Source organism: Aestuariivirga sp. (assembly GCF_020252395.1).
Classification (GTDB): Bacteria; Pseudomonadota; Alphaproteobacteria; order Rhizobiales; family Aestuariivirgaceae; genus Aestuariivirga.
Window position 1 is genome coordinate 1 of the sequence record NZ_JADCDB010000019.1, and the last position, 19,838, is coordinate 19,838.

Annotated in this window: 12 protein-coding genes; 10 read left to right on the forward strand and 2 right to left on the reverse strand. The window is 63.9% G+C overall.

What is annotated here, in order from left to right:
* The first annotated feature begins 300 nt into the window (after nucleotides 1–300).
* The 10 genes from speD to IOC82_RS09520 all read left to right on the forward strand — a co-directional run bounded on the left by speD (nucleotide 301) and on the right by IOC82_RS09520 (nucleotide 10,299).
* Nucleotides 301–678 carry an adenosylmethionine decarboxylase gene (gene speD, locus IOC82_RS09475; protein WP_290545939.1) on the forward strand — a complete coding sequence of 126 codons (378 nt, stop codon included), beginning with the start codon at nucleotides 301–303 and terminating at the stop codon, nucleotides 676–678.
* Nucleotides 671–1,807, forward strand: coding sequence for an NAD(P)-dependent oxidoreductase (locus IOC82_RS09480; RefSeq protein ID WP_290545940.1), 1,137 nt, complete (start codon nucleotides 671–673; stop codon nucleotides 1,805–1,807). Before speD ends, IOC82_RS09480 begins: the two co-directional genes overlap by 8 nt.
* Nucleotides 1,797–2,588 carry a class I SAM-dependent methyltransferase gene (locus tag IOC82_RS09485; RefSeq protein WP_290545941.1) on the forward strand — a complete coding sequence of 264 codons (792 nt, stop codon included), beginning with the start codon at nucleotides 1,797–1,799 and terminating at the stop codon, nucleotides 2,586–2,588. The genes IOC82_RS09480 and IOC82_RS09485 overlap by 11 nt, the downstream gene beginning before the upstream one ends.
* Nucleotides 2,589–2,597: 9 nt before the next feature.
* The gene (locus tag IOC82_RS09490; RefSeq protein WP_290545942.1) at nucleotides 2,598–3,836 is read left to right on the forward strand and encodes a nitrate/nitrite transporter; all 1,239 of its coding nucleotides are present in this window, start codon (nucleotides 2,598–2,600) and stop codon (nucleotides 3,834–3,836) included.
* The gene (locus IOC82_RS09495) at nucleotides 3,829–4,632 is read left to right on the forward strand and encodes a hypothetical protein (RefSeq protein ID WP_290545943.1); all 804 of its coding nucleotides are present in this window, start codon (nucleotides 3,829–3,831) and stop codon (nucleotides 4,630–4,632) included. Before IOC82_RS09490 ends, IOC82_RS09495 begins: the two co-directional genes overlap by 8 nt.
* A gap of 52 nt (nucleotides 4,633–4,684) precedes the next feature.
* Nucleotides 4,685–5,872 (forward strand): trimethylamine methyltransferase family protein, encoded by a 1,188-nt coding sequence (locus IOC82_RS09500; protein ID WP_290545944.1) that lies wholly within the window; start codon nucleotides 4,685–4,687, stop codon nucleotides 5,870–5,872.
* A gap of 117 nt (nucleotides 5,873–5,989) precedes the next feature.
* Complete coding sequence (locus IOC82_RS09505; protein WP_290545945.1) at nucleotides 5,990–7,000, forward strand: ABC transporter substrate-binding protein; 1,011 nt, start codon at nucleotides 5,990–5,992, stop codon at nucleotides 6,998–7,000.
* 4 nt (nucleotides 7,001–7,004) lie between these two features.
* Nucleotides 7,005–8,441 (forward strand): sugar ABC transporter ATP-binding protein, encoded by a 1,437-nt coding sequence (locus tag IOC82_RS09510; RefSeq protein WP_290545946.1) that lies wholly within the window; start codon nucleotides 7,005–7,007, stop codon nucleotides 8,439–8,441.
* A complete protein-coding gene (locus IOC82_RS09515; RefSeq protein ID WP_290545947.1) occupies nucleotides 8,438–9,364 on the forward strand; it encodes an ABC transporter permease in 927 nt (308 codons plus the stop codon). Before IOC82_RS09510 ends, IOC82_RS09515 begins: the two co-directional genes overlap by 4 nt.
* Complete coding sequence (locus IOC82_RS09520) at nucleotides 9,361–10,299, forward strand: ABC transporter permease (RefSeq protein ID WP_290545948.1); 939 nt, start codon at nucleotides 9,361–9,363, stop codon at nucleotides 10,297–10,299. Before IOC82_RS09515 ends, IOC82_RS09520 begins: the two co-directional genes overlap by 4 nt.
* A 78-nt stretch (nucleotides 10,300–10,377) precedes the next feature.
* Here the strand turns inward: IOC82_RS09520 and IOC82_RS09525 are convergent, their stop codons facing one another.
* Together IOC82_RS09525 and IOC82_RS09530 are read right to left on the reverse strand one after the other, a co-directional pair.
* Entirely contained in the window at nucleotides 10,378–13,875 is a 3,498-nt protein-coding gene (locus tag IOC82_RS09525) for a TonB-dependent receptor (protein ID WP_290545949.1), read from the reverse strand.
* Nucleotides 13,872–19,328, reverse strand: coding sequence for an SdrD B-like domain-containing protein (locus IOC82_RS09530; protein WP_290545950.1), 5,457 nt, complete (start codon nucleotides 19,326–19,328; stop codon nucleotides 13,872–13,874). The genes IOC82_RS09525 and IOC82_RS09530 overlap by 4 nt, the downstream gene beginning before the upstream one ends.
* Nucleotides 19,329–19,838: the final 510 nt, after the last annotated feature.

Here is a 19,838-nt window from a genome sequence, read left to right on the forward strand (position 1 = left end):
CTTAAATCCGCTCAGCCGCAACACCTGTGGAAATGTGGACAAGGCTCCGCCTTGCCCACAGTCCCACAGGAGAACAAAAGACAAGAAGCGGACATTTGATGTGCTACCAAAACCGGACAAGTTAATTAGCTATCGACACCTCGCTTGCCGCGTTTCCGCCGAACATCATAACTCGGCGTGGGACGATTCCCTTACGTAAGAATCTACTTGATTGGAGATTAATGTATGCTAAGGTTGCTTCTTACGTAAAGTAAATTTCTATCGGGAACTCCAACGGATCATTCCGACAAAGGCTACCCATTGCCTCCGAAGCGTGATCTGGAGGTCCCTCACTTTCTCGGCCGGCATGTCCTTGCGGAGTTCTGGGAGTGCAGCAACGTCGACAATCCCGCCACCGTCCAGACTGCGATGGTCGCGGCCGCGAAGGTGGCGGGAGCGACTGTTCTGAACGCCAATCTCCACCACTTCGGCGAGGGAATGGGCGTTACCGGAGTGCTGATCCTGGCAGAGTCGCATATGAGCATCCATTCCTGGCCCGAGTACGGCTACGCCGCGATTGATGTCTTTGTCTGCGGCAAGGCCGACCCGCACAAGGCGATCGATTCGTTGAGGCATGCTTTCAGCCCCAAGCGGGAGGTCATCACCGAACATACGCGCGGCGATCAGTTCCATGGATGAAGTCGCGGGGAAGGCTATGCGCACTGTCTCGGTCCTCCGGGAACGTCGCAGCCGTGAAAGACGGGTCATCCTTCTTCCGGAGCATGTGGCTGAGTTCATTGCGCGCGGTTATCAGGTGCTGGTCGAGACGGACGCAGGAACGCTCGCCGGGTTCGGGGATGCGGCTTACATGGCTGCTGGAGCCAGGATCGTGGATTGTGAAGAGGCCTGGTCGGGTTGCAGCCTGGTCCTCAAATACAAGGCGCCGGGCCCGGAGGAGTACCGGTTCTTCAGGCCCGGACTCCATCTGGCGAGTTTCATGCATGCGGAGGGCAACGCTGCCTTGGTCGAAGCCATGCGGGCCAGCGGCATGAGCGCCTACGCGCTGGAGTTCTTCCGCACCGTTCGAGATGAATTCCCGGTGCCCGTTTCGGACAACGAGATCTCGGGAAAGCTTGGCGTTCTTCTCGGTGCCTATCATCTGCAAGCCCACATGGGTGGAAGCGGCGTATTGCTGTCCGATGTTCCGGGTGCGCCGCGCCCGAAGGTGGTGGTGATCGGATACGGCAATGCGGGCGGTGCAGCGGCCCGGCTCGCCGCGGCGATGGGAGCCGACGTCACCGTGTTCGGCACACGCTGGGAAGGGCTGCGCCGCTTCATGGCCGGCATGCCGGCCAATGTCCGTTTCATGCTCAACGAGCCTGCTGCATTCGAGGCCGCAGTTCTCGAAGCGGACCTGGTCGTGGGCGCCATTCTGATCTCCACCTACGACACGCCGGAAATGCTCAGCGAGCACCTGGTGCGGCGCATGAAGCCCGGCTCCGTGATCGTCGACGTGACCTGTGGGTATGGCCGCGGTTACATGCCAAGCTTCGACCAGCTAACGACCTATGATGCGCCCTTCTATGAGCGGCACGGCGTGCTGCACTGCAAGATCGATGCAATGCCGGCCTCGGTACCGCTGACAGCCGCACGCGCGACCAGCGCCAATGTCTGGCGGTATCTCTTTGGCCTTGCCCGCTCTGTGTGCGAAGGTGTGGACGATCCCGTATCCCGCAATGGATGTGTCGTTTCGGGAGGCGCCGTCTTGCACCCTGAAGTCCTTCGGCATCTTGCCATGGAGCAAGCAGGCCTCGCCCATGCCTTATAGCCTGCGCGCATCAATCTATGAGCTTGAATACACTGAGACGCGAGATATGGTTTTCATCCGTTCTCTGATCGGGACCAGCCGGCCGAGGGTGCTGGAGATCCCGTGTGGTGCCGGCAGGTTGTCGCGCGGGATTGTGGACCTTGCCGGCTGCCTTACCGTCGTGGATCTCGAACCGGCGATGGCAAAAAAAGCTGCCGCTGCCGCGGTTTCCATACCCGGCGCTGGAGAAGTGACAGCAATTGCAGGCGACATGCGCACGCTCAGCCTGCCCGCAAGGTTCGAGTTCGCCATCATTCCCCGCGAAGCACTGCAACTGCTTCCTCCCCCTGAAGGGGCATTGGCCCTCGCCGCGGTTGCGCGGCATGTGGCACCGGGTGGCACGATGCTGGTGGATCTCTCATGCTTTCCCCGTATCCATCAGGAACCGCCCGAGCCTGACTATTACGATCCGTCCCGTGAGGACGGCACATGGCGCCTGGACTGGACGCGGGCAGCCGGGGATTCCGCGCGTCTTCACCGCTGGTCCGCGCAGATGCATGAGCCGGATGGATCCGCCATCTCATTCGAGTTCCGCTATGAACTCGACACCCCCTCTCTCAAGAAGGAGCGCTGGCTTTCGGGCATGACCCTCCACCGCTATTCTCGCAGGTGGATTGATGAACACGTCCCTCCGGGATGGCGGCTCGAGACGGTATTCGGCGACTACCTCGGTGCGCCCTGGTCACCCGCTTCCTCCCGCATGGTCGCCGTGTTCCGGAGAACGGATGTTGGCTTTCACTAGGACGAGAACGTGACAGCACAGAGCGGCCGGAGCGTCGAGGCGGTACTGTTGTTCACCGGTTTCATCGCCTCCACCTATGGGTTCGGGCTCTACCTGTTCCCGGCGATGGTCGAGGCGATCCGCAGCGACATTCCATTCTCATATGGTGTCATGGGCGTGATGTCTGGTGCCGTTCAGGCAGGCTTCATGGTCGCTGCATTGATGGCGGGATTCCTGACGGTCCGCCTCGGGGCGCTGCCGATGATTCTCGGCTCGATCGCAATTTGCGTTACCGGACTTGGCGCCCTTGCGGCCGCGCAGAGCGTGCTGATGATCGCTATCCTGCTCACCCTTCTCGGCGGCTGTGCCGCTGCGATCTGGGTGCCAATGGTCGAAGTGTCGAAGGAAATCGTCCCGAAGCAGCACCAGGGCAAGGCTCTGGGCCTCATGTCTTCCGGCACGAGCTATGGCATTTTCGTCAATAGCTTCCTGCTCACGCTCCTGCTGCCTGCCTTCGGCTGGCGTTCGCTCTGGATTGCGACGTGCCTGATCGTCGGGGCCCTTGCGATTCTCGGCTTCCTGAGGCTGCGTCGCCTTGGGAAGCGTGAAGCCCCCTCTGATCTGCCGGCGGCCCCCGGACCGCGCACCTCCCTGGCGGCGCGCCTTGCAGCGCTGCCGAAGGGACTGACCGCCACCATCATCTTCATGATGTTCCTGAATGGCCTGTCCTGCATGCCTTATCAGACCTATCTCTCGGCCTATCTGCAGGGCGAAGCGGGTTACACAGCCGACACCTCCGCCTATGTCTGGCGGTTCATTGGCATCGTGGGCATGTTCAGCGGATTTGCCATCGGCGCCCTGGCAGACCGCATCACCGTCCGCTGGGGCATGTTTATCACATACCTGGTGCTTGCGGTGTCCTGCTGCCTCGTCGTGATTGCGAAGCAAGGCGCCGGCCAGCTGCCGGTCTATCTCGCCGCGGTGACGTTCGGCATTTCCTTCTACGCGATCTTCGGGCTGGTGCCTGCTTACATCAGCCACATGTTCGGGCTCGGAAGTGCGGCGCTCGTCTTCGCGTTCGGAAACATCGCCCTGGGCTTTGGCGGCATCGTAGGCAACATGCTGGGCGGTGTGATGAAGGAGTCGACCGGCTCGTTCCAGCCGGTTTACCTCATGATGCTCGGTGCCGCCCTGCTTTCAGCCATCATCAGCTGGCTCATGCCGAGCGAAAGGACGGAAAATGGCGCAATGCAGGCCGCCGATGTCTAGACCGGTCACCGATGCCATCGGCGGATGGCTGCGTGAGGCGGATGGCGATTTGCGCCGGGACCACCGCCTGCTGGAGCAGATCGCCCCATCCGAACTCAGTGCCACGCACCTTGCCTATTTCGAGGATTATCGACAGCGCTATTTCAATGATCGCCTCATTCCCGGCCAGGGCGTTGAGGAGATCCAGTCGATGCTGCTCCAGCATGGCGGCAGTCCACGGAACTGGGCCGATCTCGGAGCAGGTGTCACGACGCTTTACTGGTCGATCGGCGTGTCTCCGACGGGTTCGATCTGCGCCTGCGACCTCGTGCCTGAAGCGCTGCATGTGCTGGCCGGCTTCAAGGAAAGCGCCGAGCTTCCGCCGTGCTATGGCGAGACTCTGGGCTTGCTAGGGAAAACGCCGGCCGATATCGAAGCGGTGCGGCGGCTGAGCTGGAGCTATCATGTCATGGACTGCCTCGCCCCTTGGACCATTCCGGGCAGGGAAGCAGGTTTCGATCTTGTCACTGCGGTGGGGTGTTTCGGGCTGGCGGCGGATGCTGGCGCCTATCGCGTTGCATTCCAGGCTGCCTGTGATGCTCTCGCTCCCGCGGGGCGCCTGGCTGGGGCGGACTGGATCAGAAGTGCGCGCTTCATCGACATGGAAGGACATGACAATCGCTACCTGTCTGCCAGCCTTGCGTCCCACTGCGCCCGCGAAGCAGGTCTGACGCCGCTGAGGGTCCAGGAGGTCACCATTTCAGACGATCCCTACTATGATGCTGTCATCGTCTGGGCCTTCGGCTCAAGTGGTTGACAGCTCCGCCGTTCCTGAGAATTGGGCCGGCCTCCCGCCGCCCAACGGGAATGTGGCGGACGATGAGCTGCTGGTGCTCATTGAGCAAGGTGCGGACAGGATTCTTGCCGAAACGGGCGTCCGCTTCGAGGGTGACCCTGAAACACTGGACATGTGGCGGCAGCACGGTGCCCGCGTGGTGGAGGACCGGGTGTACCTAGATGGCGAAGCGCTGCGCGCCATCATCCGCAGCAGCGCTCCTCCCCGCGTAACCCTGCGCGGCCGGAACCCGCAGCGTGACGTGACCATCGGCGATGGCGAGCGGCCCGTGTTCGCCCCGGTCTATGGTCCGCCGAACGTTCTCCTCCGCGACGGCCAGCGCCAGCCCGGCAGCCTGGCGCACTACACCGAGCTCGTCCGTCTGGCGCATGAAGCGTCAGCGCTGACCTGCACCGGGCACATGCTATGCGTGATGAATGACGTGCCCGAGGCGGCGCGGCCCCTGGAAATGGCCTGGGCCCACCTCGCGCATTCGGACAAGCCCTTCATGGGCACCGTCGCCTCGCCAACGGCAGCCCGGGATGTCATCTCGCTGGTGAGCAAGGCGGTAGGGCGGGCGGCACAGGCAGGTTCGTGCAATCTGCTGCATCTCATCAACTCCACGCCACCCCTCACCTTCAAGGAAAACCCGCTGAAGTGCCTGCGGACCATCGCCCGCTGTGGCGAGGGCGCCATGGTGACGTCCTACATGATGATGGGGGCGACCTCGCCGGTGACAGTGTCAGGCGCCCTCATGCAGGGCTACGCGGAGGTGATGGCGGGGCTTGCGCTTGCGCAGCTCTGGTCGCCCGGTGCGCCTGTGGTGATGGGGATATATGCACTGCCGTTCTCGATGCGAAGCATGTTGCCCGTTTTCGGCGATCCGGTTGCGCACATGGTACAGATGTTCTCTGTCAGGCTGGCGAGAAGGCTCGGGGTTCCGGCGCGCGGAGACGGCGGGGTGACGTCCGCAAAGGTCGATGATGGCCAGGCCGGCTATGAAGGCGCCAGCGCGAACGCGGCAGCCATCTTGTCTGGCGCCGATTTCGTCCTGCACAGTGCGGGCTGGCTGGAACTGGGACGATGCACGTCCTTCAGCAAGTTCGAGCGCGACGCAGCGATGATCGGGGCGATGCTCGGCCTGGGAGCCGCCGTCCAGGCCTCTCCACTCATGCTCGATCCCGCATTGCAACGCGAGTTCCAGGCCCTGCTGCCGCCGTAGCGTGTGCCAAGGCTGAGAGGGCGTCTCGGACGGCATTGCCGCCGCCAACTAATATGTTAGCATGCAGGCATGAGCCCCATCAGGGAGGCTCGAGAAACGTCCTGGGAGGACCCCCACATGCTCAAGAAGACACTCGCCTGCACTATCGCCATTGCCGCCCTGATGGCGGCCGGGCCGGCCATGGCCGATACCAAGGACAAGAAGATCGCGCTGTCCAACAACTACGCCGGCAATTCCTGGCGTCAGGCCATGCTGAAGAGCTGGGACAAGGTGACCAAGCAGGCGGTGGCCGACGGCGTCGTCGCCGCCGCCGACCCCTTCACCACCTCCGAGAACCAGGTGACGGAACAGGCTGCCCAGATCCAGAACCTGATCCTGCAGGGCTATAACGCCATCGTCGTCAATGCCGCCTCGCCGGATGCGCTGAACGGCGTCATCAAGCAGGCTTGCGACGCAGGCATTGTGGTCGTCTCCTTCGACGGCATCGTGACCGAGCCCTGCGCCTGGCGGATCGCCGTCGATTTCGAGAAGATGGGCGCTTCGGAAGTCGAATATCTCGCCAAGAAGATGCCGGAAGGCGGCAACCTGCTCGAAATCCGCGGCCTCGCGGGCGTCTTCGTGGATGATGCCATCTCCAAGGGCATCAACGAGGAGGTGAAGAAGAACCCGCAGTTCAAGATCGTCGGCTCCGTCCATGGCGACTGGGCGCAGGAAGTGGCGCAGAAGGCCGTGGCCGGCATCCTGCCCTCGCTGCCCGAGATCAAGGCCGTGGTGACGCAGGGTGGTGACGGCTATGGCGCCGCCCAGGCCTTCGCTGCCGCCGGGCGCCCCACTCCCACCATCATCATGGGCAACCGCCAGGACGAGCTGCAGTGGTGGAAGGAGCAGAAGGACAAGAACGGCTATGAGACCATGTCCGTCTCGATCGCGCCGGGCGTCTCCACCCTCGCCTTCTGGGTGGCCCAGCAAATCCTCGATGGCAAGGATGTGCCGAAGGACCTGACCGTGCCCTTCCTGCGCATCGACCAGGACACGCTGGAACAGAACCTCGCCACCACCGAGAAGGGCGGCGTTGCCAATGTGGAATACAGCCAGGCCGACGCCCAGAAGGTGATCGCGGGCAAGTAAGGACTTGGCCTCCGAAGCCATCAGACTGGACGGCGTCGAAAAATCCTTCGGCGCCGTCCGTGCATTGGCGGGCGTAGACCTGACGGTTGCCGCCGGCGAATGCCTTGGGCTTGTCGGCCATAATGGGGCAGGCAAGTCCACCCTCATGCATGTGCTAAGCGGCAACCTCACACCCTCGGCCGGAACGCTCGCCATCGCCGGCAAGCCCTATGACCGCCAGTGGACGGCCGCTGCCGCGCAGGCGGAAGGCGTACGCTGCGTGTTCCAGGAACTCTCCCTCTGCCCCAACCTGACGGTGGCGGAGAATGTGCGCATCGTGCACCGGCCGCTGAAAGGATTGGGCTGGAAGGGCCGCGCCCGCGCGCTGATCCGCCAGAAGCTCGACGAGATCTTTCCCAACCACGGCATATCGCCTGATGACGAGATTGCCGACCTCGCCATCGGCCAGCGCCAGATGGCGGAGATCGCCCGCGCTTTCACGGTGACGGACGGGAAGCTGCGTCTCGTTATCCTTGACGAGCCCACTTCATCGCTCGATGCGGTCAGCGCGCAGCAGCTCCTCGCCTATGTGAAAAGGGAGACGGCGCGCGGCGCCGCGGTCATCCTGATCTCGCATCTCCTCGGCGAAATCCTGTCGACTGCCGACCGCATCGTGGTGATGAAGGATGGGAAGACCGTGGCGGACCGCAAGGCTTCCGGCTTCACCCGCAACTCGCTGGTTGCCGCCATGGGCTCTGAAGCGCGCGAGCACAAGCGCGGCGCTGCGCGAATGGCGGGCGCGGAGGTGATGGTCAGTGCCCAGCCGCGCAGCGGCGGCACCGCGGCACTGGAGGCGCGCAAAGGCGAGATCGTCGGCCTCACCGGACTCGCGGGCCATGGCCAGACGCGCATGCTGCTGCAGATCTATGAGCACCGCCAGGCGTCGATGAAGGGCGCGCTCGCCTTCATCGCCGGCGACAGGCAGTCGGACGGCGTGTTCAATCTCTGGTCCATCGGCCGCAACATCACCACGCGCTCGCTGGCGGCACTCCGCAAGGGCGGCTTGATCGACCTGGCGGCCGAGGCAAGGCTCGCCGGGGAATGGAAGCAGCGGATGGCCATCCGCACGCCGGACGTCAACAATAACATCCTCACCCTGTCGGGCGGAAACCAGCAGAAGGCGCTATTCGCCCGCGCACTCGCCTCTGACGCCGCGATCATCCTGATGGACGACCCGATGCGTGGCGTCGACATCGGCACCAAGCAGGAGGTCTATGCGATGATCCGGGCGGAGGCCGAAAAGGGACGCACTTTCGTCTGGTACACGACCGAAATCGAGGAGCTGACTCACTGCGACCGCGCCTACGTGTTCCGCGACGGCGCAATCGCCGCCTCGCTGGGGGTCGATGAACTCACCGAAGAAAAGATGCTGCAAGCGAGTTTTGCGGAGCACACGGCATGAACCGCCGCTTCCTGCGCCAGGCCCTGCCCTTCCTCACCCTCGCCGTGGTGCTGGCCGCAACCTTCTACGTGCAGCCGCGGACCATGAGCTATTTCGGGCTCAATCTGATGCTGCAATATGCGGTGCCGATTGCGCTCGCCACCATCGCGCAGATGTTCGTCATCACGGTGAACGACCTCGACCTCTCCATCGGTCCCTTCGTAGGCCTCGTGAGCTGCATCGGCGCCACGCTGCTGTTTGACAATCCAGCCCTCGGCGTCCTCGCCTTGCTGGCAATGATTGCCGCCTATGGCGCAGTGGGTGCGCTGATCCACATCCGCAATCTGCCCTCGATTGTCGTGACGCTGGGCCTATCCTTCGTGTGGCTTGGCATCGCAGTGCTGATCCTGCCGTCACCCGGCGGCAAATCGCCCGAGTGGCTCAAGGCCATCATGAATGTGCACGTGCCTTACGCGCCTTTTCCCATCATCGCCGCCATCGTCATCGGCGTGGTGGTGCACCTGGCCCTCATGCTGTCCTCCTATGGCGTCATCGCGCGCGGGGCGGGCGGCAACCCCAAGGCGCTGAGCCGCGCCGGCTGGTCGATGCTGAAGACCAAGGTCATCATGTACATGCTCGCCGGTTTCTTCGGCGTGCTCGCGGGGCTGGCCCTCCTCGGCCTCACCACCTCGGGCGACGCGCATGTGGCCGACCGCTACACGCTCTATTCCATTGCCGGCGTCATCCTCGGCGGCGGCGAATTCATCGGCGGGCGTGTCTCGCCATTGGGTGCGGTAGTCGGCGCGCTGACGCTGGCGCTGGCGGGCTCCTTCCTCATCTTCCTGAAGATCTCGCCTGACTGGCAAATCGGCGCGCAAGGGGCGATCCTGATCATCGTGCTGGCGCTCAGGGCGCTCGTATCTTATGGGGAGCAGAAACGATGAGGGCCAAGTTGTTGCGCCAGCCCTGGGTCTACTCCTTCGGCGCCGCACTCGCCGTGTGGCTCGCCACCATCGCCTATACACATGGCCAGGGCGCGGGCGCCATCCTGACGGCGGCGCTGTCATTCGCCACATTCACCATCATCGTCGGTCTCGGCCAGATGATGGTCATCACCACGGGGCCCGGCAACGTCGACCTCTCGATCCCCGCCACCATCACCCTCTCCGGCGCCGTCGCCATGAAGGTGATGGACGAGGACACGGGCCGCATGGCGATCGGCATCGTGGCTGCGCTGGGGGCGGCCACCCTTGTCGGCATTTTCAACTATGGCCTCATCCGCATCCTGCGCATTCCGCCCATCATCGCCACGCTGTCATCGAGCTTCCTCGTTCTGTCGGCCGCCATATCCTATGGCCGCGGCATCCGCATCAAGCCGCCGGAGCCGCTGGCGCAATTCGCCGAGGCCCAGGTGCTCGGCATTCCCATCATGGCTATCGCGGTGCTGGCGCTCTCTGTTGCGATGGCGGTGGTGCTGAGCCGCACCGTCTATGGCCGCAGCGTGCTGGCGGTGGGCCAGAACAGCCGTGCGGCGTGGCTTGCCGGGCTGAATGTTGGCCGCACCCGCTTCCTGACCTATGTGCTGAGCGCCTTCCTCGCGGGCGTCTGCGGTATCCTGCTGTCGGGTTTTTCGCGCGGCGCGGCGCTGAATATGGGCGAGGAATTTCTTTTGGCTTCCATCGCCACGGTGGTGATCGGCGGCACGTCGGTTGCGGGTGGCCGGGCGAACGTGCCGGGCATCTGGGGTGCGGCGCTGTTCATGTATCTGCTGGTGACGATGCTCAACACCTTCGGCGCGAGCGCCGGGATCAGGCTGATCCTGACGGGGCTGATGATCATCGGCGTAATCGTGGCGGCAGGCGGCGAGGAGCAGCGGTAGGCTTTCTACACGTTTCTTGGACCCGTCACACCGGCGAAAGCCGGTGTGACGGCAAGACGAAAGGATAACCACAAACGCCTACAGCTTCCCAATCGCATTCACGAAGAAGCCCTGGTCGTTGGCGGAGAGGTCCGCGAGGTCATCCGAATAGCGCCCGAAGTTGTAACCCACGCCCACGTCGAAATTGTCGTTGATCTGCCGATACAATGCGGCCACCGCGCCCCAGTTGGCTGATTGGCTGGCATTTTCCCAGAGGCAGCGGCCCTCAAGCATGACGTCCCACTTTTTCACGACGTGGAGATCGGCGCGGATGACGCCGAGCTGGGCGGTCGAGTTCTCCCAGCCGCTGCCATCCTCCTGCTTCCACTCGCCGATGCGGAGGCCGTACTTGCCGCCGATCGAGACCATCTGCGTCAGGTCATAGGTGGCGTCGACGCTGAAGATGTGACTCTGCTGCGAGGGGCCGCCGGTCTGCCCGTCGATATTCACCTGGTCCGGCCCCGGCACGTCGTAAACATAGACATATTTCGCCAGTGCATTGAGCCGGTCGTTCAACACCGGTCGATAGGCGTAGCCGACGGAGGCCTGCACGTAATTGCCGCCGATAGAGGAGTCTGTCGCATCCGACACCACGGCATCGAGTGCCGCCAGCACCCGCCAGTTTTCGCTCAGCGCGTTCGAATAGCGCGCCGCAAGATAGTAGGCCGTCTGATCGCCGCCATCGGCACTGTTGCCGTCGTCGAAACGCACCTCGCCCTTGACCGAGGCCGTCATCTTGTCGTTCGGATTATAAACGGCGGTGGCGGACACCGCGTTGCGGTTGAAGTTGTTGTTGTCGAAGCCCAGGTCCGCCGTGTTCCCCCACACCTTGCCGGATTCGATGGCGCCGCCCAGCTTCCATTCAGGCGTGGGGGTATAGGTGACGCCATAGACTTGGGTGAGGCTCGGCTGGTCCGACCAGAAATTATACTTGTTCTCGGCATAGACTGAGAGCCGCTCGCTGAAGCCGTGCCTGACGCCCGCGACGATGCCGCCGAGATCGTCATTCTGCTTGCCTGACAGGAGATCGTTGGCGACGTAATTGCCGGGGTCCAGCGCATAACCGATATAGTAGCGGTCCGACGCGACGGGCTGGTAGCTGAGCAGCGCCCTGCCGCCGATGCCGCCATCGCCATAGGAAATTTCGGCCGAACCGTCGATCGTGTCGGTGAATTGCCGCGTGCCGCCCACGCCGCCGCGGTTGTTGAGGTCGACATTGCCCGTGCGCGCCAGGGTGGCCTGGCCGAAGACATAGACGGATGAGGTGTCGCTCAAGATGCGGGTGAGCTTCAGCGCCGTGTCGGTGCGGGTTCCATCAACGTCGTTCTCGGGGTTGTTGACGTCAAGCTGCTGGACGCCCAGCGACACCGACAGGTCTTCTTTCATCATATAGGTGAGGTCCGCGCCACCCTGGTTCTGAGTGACGTCGCCGCCGCTCTCCAGCCGGTCGCCGTAGAAATTGAACGTCAGGCGCTTCGAGAGTTCGAGATCGCCCTTGATGCCATATTCGTAGCGGTCCTCCGTCACCTGCTCGTCCAGCGTCGAGAAGCCGGACTGCTTGTAGGCAAAGCTCGCCTGGAGATCGCCCTTGGCGCCGGGAATGACCTCGCCCGGGTCGAGGCGGCCCAGCACGCGATAGGCCATGGCTGTATCGCCCGCGCTGCCGGCGATGCCTGGTTCGGTGACAGTGAGGCCGCCATTAAGCGACTCCGAGAAGCCGAAGCCGGGGCCTTCCGACACCGCCACTTCGCCTTCGAGGAAGGTCTGCTCGGACTTGTAGAACTGGATGTCGGCGCCGCCCAGCTTCTGGTCCGCGGCGCCCGTGTTCTCCAATGCACCGGTGACGCCCAGCCGGACATGGTCGCCTACCCATTGCTGGGCCCGGCCGCCATAGACATAGCCGTCGACGTCGCCCGCCGTGGGCACATATTCATAGGCCGCGACGAGATATTGCTGGTTGCCTCCGATCGCACCGTCGCGCACCAGATTGCCGTTGTCGGTGCTGGAGGACAGCGGCTCGTTGAGCAGGACGACGCCCTGCACATAGTTGATCGAATAGTCGCGGCCGAAAACCAGCGTCTTGCGGTCGACCACGCGGCCCGTCACCGGATTGCGCACTTCAATATAAAGCGTTTCCGACCCCGTGGTGATATCCTGGTGGGTGAGGAAATAGGCCGAGCCGCCGGTGCCGCGGAACACGTCGCGCTGCGGCAGCGTGCCCGGCTGTGCGGCATAGCCGTGGAGTTCGCCGGAACGCTCGCCCGAGGGCGCCATCCTATCGGTCTTCAGCACGACATTCGCGCCATAGAGCGCGCGGTCGTTGCGCAGGAACTCGGTGCCGCGGATATCGGTCTTGAAGTTGCCCCACACCACCCGGCTGTCGCCGCGCTCGACGCGGACGTAGAACTTGCCGCTCGTCGGCGCATCCTCGATCGCCACCGATTCGTCGCCATAGACCGGATAATAGTCCTCGGGGTTGATGCGCTTGAGGAAGCTCTGGGGGTTCCTCTCGTCCAGGCCCGTCAGCATGTTCTCGACGCTGCCGTCGCCCGTGTCGGCCGCGGCCGTCAGGAGCCATGAGCCCTTGATCTTGCCCTTCAGGTAGAAGGCGGCGCGGCCCTTGTCATAGACGCCGTCATATTCGCCCGGCGCCACGTCTTCGATGTGTTTCGAGCCGGTCTTGGAGCCGAGCGTCAGATCGGCGAGGCCGACATAGAACCACTCGCTCGAGGGGATGTTAATGCTGCGGTCGAAGGTGAGGCTGCCGTCTTTCTCGCCCTTCAGCGCCACGTCGACATCGTGCTCGCCAACCGGCAGGATACGCTGCACCACGAAGCGGCCATCGCCGTCGACCGGGATCTGCTCGCCCAGCACATCCACCGTGGCGCCCGCAGGCACGTTGCGGCCCGCGACAGTGACGGCCCCGCCATCGACGCGGATGTTGCGGAAGGAGGTGTTGTCGCCGCTGAAGCCGGGCGCCGCCGGCCCCTCCTCCGCCGGTGCGGTATCCAGCGAGGAGCGCCGCACCAGGGTCAGCGGGCGCGTCTCGTCGAAACGGCCCTTGGCGTCATAGACGCGCAACACATAGACGAAATCGTCGAAGCCCTGCGTGGCGGGGGCCTCCGGCATGGTCCAGCGCGCGACGTTGTCTTTGCCCACCTTGACGACCGCGATGGGGGCTGCCGGCGCATGCTTGCCGGTGGCGAAAATGCGGATTTCCTGGCGCGCGATATAGGCCGGATAGTTGCTCGACGCGAGAATTTCGACCTCCTCGCCCACCGCGAAAGAGCGGCGCGACGAGGTGGTTGCGGCATTGAGCATGGGCTTGGCGTTGAGACCGTCATATTTCACCTGGATGTCGGCCTGTTCCAGCGCCAAGTCGGTCTTGCGGTTGTTGTCCGGCGTGCCCGGCGTTCCGGCCACGTGCTGGCCGTCGACGCTGATCGAGAACAGCGCGTCCCCCGCCTCGCCGGCGCGCGCCAGCGCCGTGCCGCACAGCAGCAGCGCCGAGACCAGTGCCAGCCGCCCCGCCCTCACGGCGCCCCCCCGGAGACGATGCGCGTGTCGATCGCAAGGTCATAGTGATCGGGAACCACCTGCCAGCGCCGGGCGATCTCGTTCTTCACCGCACGCAGCCGCGCCTTGGCCAGCGCGCCATCGCTGCCGCGATAGGTGATTTCGAGCACCGAGGTCTCCGCCTGCAGCGCCGAGATAAGCTTGTCGAGCCCCCCTTCCCACTTGGGCAGCAGCGCGGCGGAGCCCTGCTCGAAGACCTTGCCGTTGAGCTCGAGCTTTACCAGCCGGGAAATCGAGGCGCCGAAATTGAGCTTCACCACCTTACCGCGGGTGAGGCGCACGCGCCGCGGGTTCTCGGTCGTCACGCGGTAGCCGGTGGGCAGCGTGCGGGTGTCGAGCTTCACGATGAAATTGGAGCCGATGTCGGCATCCGGAATATCGGCGCAGGGGATGTTGAAGCGGCCATTGGAGTCGGTGGTGATCAGCAGCCCGCCCACGGTGGCGACGCGCACCGCAGGCAGCCCCGGCTCGCCCTCGTCCTGGTAGCCGTTGCGGTTCTGGTCATCGAACACCTTGCCGATGATGTCGCCGCAGTCGAACACGGCCTCGGCCAGAATGGTGACGCGCGCCCTGGCGGTGGCAACCACCTGTCCGGAGCGCGGGTCGACCAGCTGCGCCTGGTTCACCGCCACGCCCGGGTTGACGGCGGCGGTGGCGACCAGCGTGAGCTCCAGCTTGATCTTACCCGTATTGTCCGGGACCAGCCCGTCGAAGGTGAGATTCCGGCCTTCGACCGAGGGCTCCACCTTCTTGCCATTGGCAACGCCACTGCCTCCCACATAGTTGAAGGCCGGCGGCATCACGTCCACGATCCGCGCAGGGTTGAACGGCACCTTCTCCGCCACGATCACATAGGGCACCTTCTCGCCGCGCGTGACGGTGCTGACGAGGGCCGTCTTGGTCAGCGTGTTCTTGTCCACCACGGCAACGACGGGCGTGGTGACGGTTGCCGTGATGGGATTGGTTTCGTCGCTGTCGGCCGTCGCGGTGTTGACAACAGCGCCCGCCTGCACGTCGGCGAGGGTGACGGTGTAGGCGCCGGTCAGAACGCAGATCTCGCCCGGCTGCAGCACCGGGCAGGCGTTGCTGTCCGGCGAGATGCGGTTGTCGGAGACCACCACATTGGTCAGCGGCAAGCTGCCGGTGTTGGTGGCGGTGATTTTGAACGACAGAACATCATCCTGCGTGATGGAGCGGCTGCCGTCCTTGTCCTGGTAACCCGTCAGCACCTTGCTGATGGTCATCTGGCTGAGGTCTGGCGACAGCGGCACGAGCTGCGACGCGGAGGAGACAGCTTCACCCGTGCCACCGCCCTGCCCGGCAACGCTCGCCTGGTTAAAATAGCGAGCACCGTTCTGCAGCGGCGGCAGCGGAATGGAGGGCATGACCCTGATGCTGAAGTCCACCGTGCAGCTGGCGCTGGAATCAAGCGTGAAGCCATTGGCCACGGCCTTGTCGCTGCTGCCGTTGAAGGCGGCATTGAGGCCGCCGCAGCTGCCGGAGGGAGCCGCCAGAATGCCATAGGTGCCGGGTTGCGTGGGGCTCGCGGCAAAGCTGCCGAACAGCGGCGGCCCTCCTGCCAACTGGTCCGTCACCACCAGGCTGACGAGCGACTGGATGCTGGGGTTGTTGATCGTGAGCCGGAAGGTCGCATCGAAGCTGCCGTCCGGATTGACCGTCGGCCCGGCAAGCAGCGCCTTGCTGATCGATATGTTGGCGGCAGGCACCAGCGTGAAATCGTAGCCCGTGGCGGTGCCGGCGGAGAGCGAGACCCCGTTGATCGCGACGGCGCTTACGGCACTGCCGCCCGCACTGCCGGGAATGGCGCGCCCGTTGATCAGCAGCGGGTCGTCGACCGTGCCGCGGGTTACCGTATAGGTTCCCGGTGGAACGGCGGGGAAGAAGTAGCTGCCGTCCGCCGTGGTGGCGACGGTGAAGGTGACCGCTGTGCCGCCCCCGGTGCGGGTCAACGTCATCTCGATGCCGCCGATGCCGCTGTCACCGGGGTCTTGGACACCGTTGTTATTGAAGTCGCGGAAGACCAGCCCCGCGAGCGCCGTGCTTTCGACCGTCACCTGACCGGAGTTCGAGTTGTTGGCGGTGTTCTCCTCCAGCGAGATCGTGGCGACGCTTGCCGTGTTGGTGAAAACCTGCTGCGTGCTGGACGCCTCCTCGACCTGAACCGGCGCGGTGACCGTGACTTCGGCGCCGGAACTCATGGTGCCAAACGAGCAGGCGAATGACGCATCTCCTGCTGCACCCGTGCAGCTGTTCGCGGTGGTGGTGCCGGCCGTGACCACCCCCGTGGGGCTGCCCACGAGCTTCATGCCGGCCGGCAGCGCGTCCGACAGCACGACCGAGTCCGCCTCCGACAGGCCAGGCCCGACATTGTTGCGAACCTTGATCTCGAAGCTGAACGGCTCGAACAGCGCCACCGGCGACTGGGACGGCGTCTTGCTGACGACCTCCACGTCGGCACGGGTGCGCACGGTGGTGGATTCGCTGTCGGTGTTGTTCAGCGGATTGGTGTCCCAGCCGGCCGCGATCTCGGGCGATGACAGCGTCGCGACGTTCTCCGCAACGCCGCGCGCCGTGCCGGTCATGGTGAGCTTGATAACGCGGACCGCACCCGAGAGCATCAGCGGGATGTTACAGTTCACATTGCCAGCTGTGGGCCCGCTGCAGATCACACCGGGCGGCGCGCTCACCGACTTGTAGGCAAGGAAGCCCGCAGGCAAGGTATCGGTGACCACGACATCCTGCGCTGCCGAGGGGCCGTTGTTGGTGACGATCAGCCCATAGACCATATCCGACCCGATGCCGATGGGGTCCGGCCCGAACTCCGGCGGCGGCGTGTCCACCTTGCTGATCTGCAGATCGAGCGTGGGGGGCTGTATGTTCGCGTTGACGGAGGCGGAATTGTTGTTGGGGTCATCACCCGGTGTGGTGGGGGAGGTGACGGCCGCGTTGTTGGTGACGGTGGTGTTGGCCAACGCGGTGGTGGCCGCGACGGTGACCGTCACGGTCCGCTGCGCACCGCTGCCAATGGTGCCGAGATTGCACTCCAGCACGCCCGAGGTGGACTGCTCTGCGATAGGACTATCGACGATCTTGCCAACCGTCGGAAGCTTGGAGCAGCTGCCGGAGGACGGTACGGCGCCAAGGAAGATCAGGCCGGACGGCAACGTGTCAGTGACGGTTACATTCTCCGCCGCACTCCTGCCGTCCGGGGTGGTGGTGGCAGCGAGCACATAGGTGAAAGCCTGGCCTGCCCTCGGATTGGACGGATTGACCGTCTTGCCGATGGTCACGTCGGCAAGCGCCGTCACGTTAAAGCTGGCGCTGCCGGTGTTGTTCGCCAGGTTGGGATCGTAGGTGACGCTCGATTTGGCGATTGCGCTATTGGTGCGCGTGCCGGCATTGCCGCCGGGCCGCACGGTGAGCTGAACCACCGGGCAGTTGATCCCGGCGGTACAGACCGGCAGTGTGGCGATGTTGCAGCTGAAACGCACTGCCGTGCCGGTGGGCCCGCCCAGCGCCGTCGGCAAGCAGTTCATCCCCGTTGCTGAATTAGGCGTCCACGAGCCCTGGACGAAACCGTTGCTGGCGCCCGTCTTGTTGTTGATGAGCCCGGTCAGGTCATCGGTGAAGGTGATGGTGGACGAGGCCCCGCTGCCGGCGTTGACGATTTCGATCGCGAACTGCTGGATATCGCCCGAGGCGATCGTGGGGTTGAGCGCCGTCTTGACGACGGAGATATCGGCCTCGTCGCCGGCGCCGGTCGAATTGACGTTGATGGTGACGGTGTTGTTGACGAGATTGGGGTCGGGGAAGTTGGGGTTGACGGTTGTCACCGTCATGGAATTGGCGAAGGTTGTTGCGCCGGAGACCGTCGAGACGGTTGCGAGAACGACGCCTGGCGTGGTGGCGCCGACCGGCAAGGGCGCACCGGCCGTGTAGTCGCGTGTGCAGGTGATGGGTGCGGGGCCGGTTACCGGCACGGCGGGCGAACAGGTCCAGCCGTTCAGCGCCGCATAGGAATCGACTCTCAGTCCGGCAGGTAACGAGTCCGTCATCACGATGGTGCCGGTGAAGGGCTGGTTGCCGAGGTTCGAGGTGCTGATGGTGAAGTTGAAGGGGGTGCCCTCAAGCACCGGGTTGGCCGAGGTTGACTTATTGGCGCGCAGGTCCGCGGAATTTTCGCTGATAATAGCGCCACCGTCGGTCGCTGTATTGTTGGCCAAGTTCGGATCGAACGGGCTCTCCGACGCGATATTCACTGTATTGGTGGCAGTGCCGGAGGCCACCACCGTGGTCGCGATGGTGATGGGGCCGAGCGGCACGTTGTGGCCGGGAGCGCCACCTGATGGCAGCGTGCAGGTGACAGTCTGGCCTGCCACATCGCAGGTCCAGCCGCTGCCCACCGCCGGCGTAACGGAATCGACCCGGTAGACGCCCGGAAGGGTGTCTACAATCGTGAGACCGAACGGGGTTTCGCCTGTGAACCTCGGCGTCAGCGTGAAGGTGACGAGGTTGCCCACCAGCAGCGTGCCCGAGGGCGAGCGGCTTTTTGCAATCTTGACGTCAGACCCCTCTGTGACGTCCGTCGTCACCGTGTCGCGGTTATTGCTGGTGATGCGGTCGGGCGGATTGCTGCCGGTGATTTCGCCCGTCACGGTGATGTCAGAATTGGAAGCGACGGCGATCTGACCCTTAAGCTGCAGCTTTGCCGTTCCGTTGACCGGAACGGACCCTGGAATGGTGCAGAGATAATTGCCAGCGGACAGCACGCAGCCAGCAGGCCAGACCAGATCCTCAAGCCCAGCCGGAATGGGAACCGAGACCACCACATTGGTGGCGGGCATCGGGCCGAGATTTAGGACGGTGAAATCATAGGCGACATTGCTGCCCGAGGCGGAACTTGCCGGACCGGTGACGTCAAGCGTCAGGTCCGTGCCGTCGGTGACCGTGGTGGGCTGGGTGGCCGAGGGGTTGGCTGAGAGCGCCGCCGGCACCGCGGCGCTGACAAAAAAGACCCCCTGCGTGCTGGTCTTGACCAATGCATTGAGGGAGATGGCAGAGCCGCCCGCAATGGGCGGCACGGTGCAGATGACCGTGACGGGCCCCGTGCCCGGCTGCGGCGTACAGCCGGTGATGGGGCTGCCGCCTTCTGTGCCGGTGAAGGTGAAGGTGCCGGGAATGCTCAGTCTGAGCGTCGTCTCCGGAGAAGAGTTGGCGGGTAGGTCCTCGTTTTCTATGGTGACCGAGTAGGTGATTGTGCCGCCAAGCGGGATCGGGTCTTCGTTGTCGACGATGTTGACGACGAGATTGGTTGCCTGTGCCTCCGCCGCGACGACGAAGGAGGCCATCAGCATCGCCAGTATAACCGGCAGGATTCGGAGCAGCAGCCTCAACCGCCCCTCTCTCGCCCTTTTCCGCAACAAGCCAAGCATTCCCCGTCCGCGATCCTCGCCTCGTGTGAGGGAAAGCCAATGCTGTGCCGGTCAACGCACGTTGCCGGCTTTCCTCACTCTGTAACGTTGTGGCCAGGACTTTGCGCCGTTTCTGGCGCTGCGGTCTTAGCCCCCCTGTCGCCGGGGCCAGAATCGGCCCTTCTTGCTCCAAACTTACGTTCGCTTTTTTCGGGGCATGAGTCAACGATAGATTGCCGCTTTCACCACAGGTAGGATGGCGATAGCGAATGAAATTGTCCGGTTTGGGTAGCACGTTAAATGTCCACCTTATTGGAGATGTTTTGCCTGTGGGACTGTGGTCAAGGCGGAGCCTTGTTCAAATTTCCACAGGCATTGCGGCCCAGCGCCAAGACCTACTAAAAGCGAAGCGGCCGACGATCTGATCGTGGGCGACGAGAAGGCGGTCTACGCCGGCAAGGCTTCCGAAAGGCGGGCCCGCCGCCAGTCAAA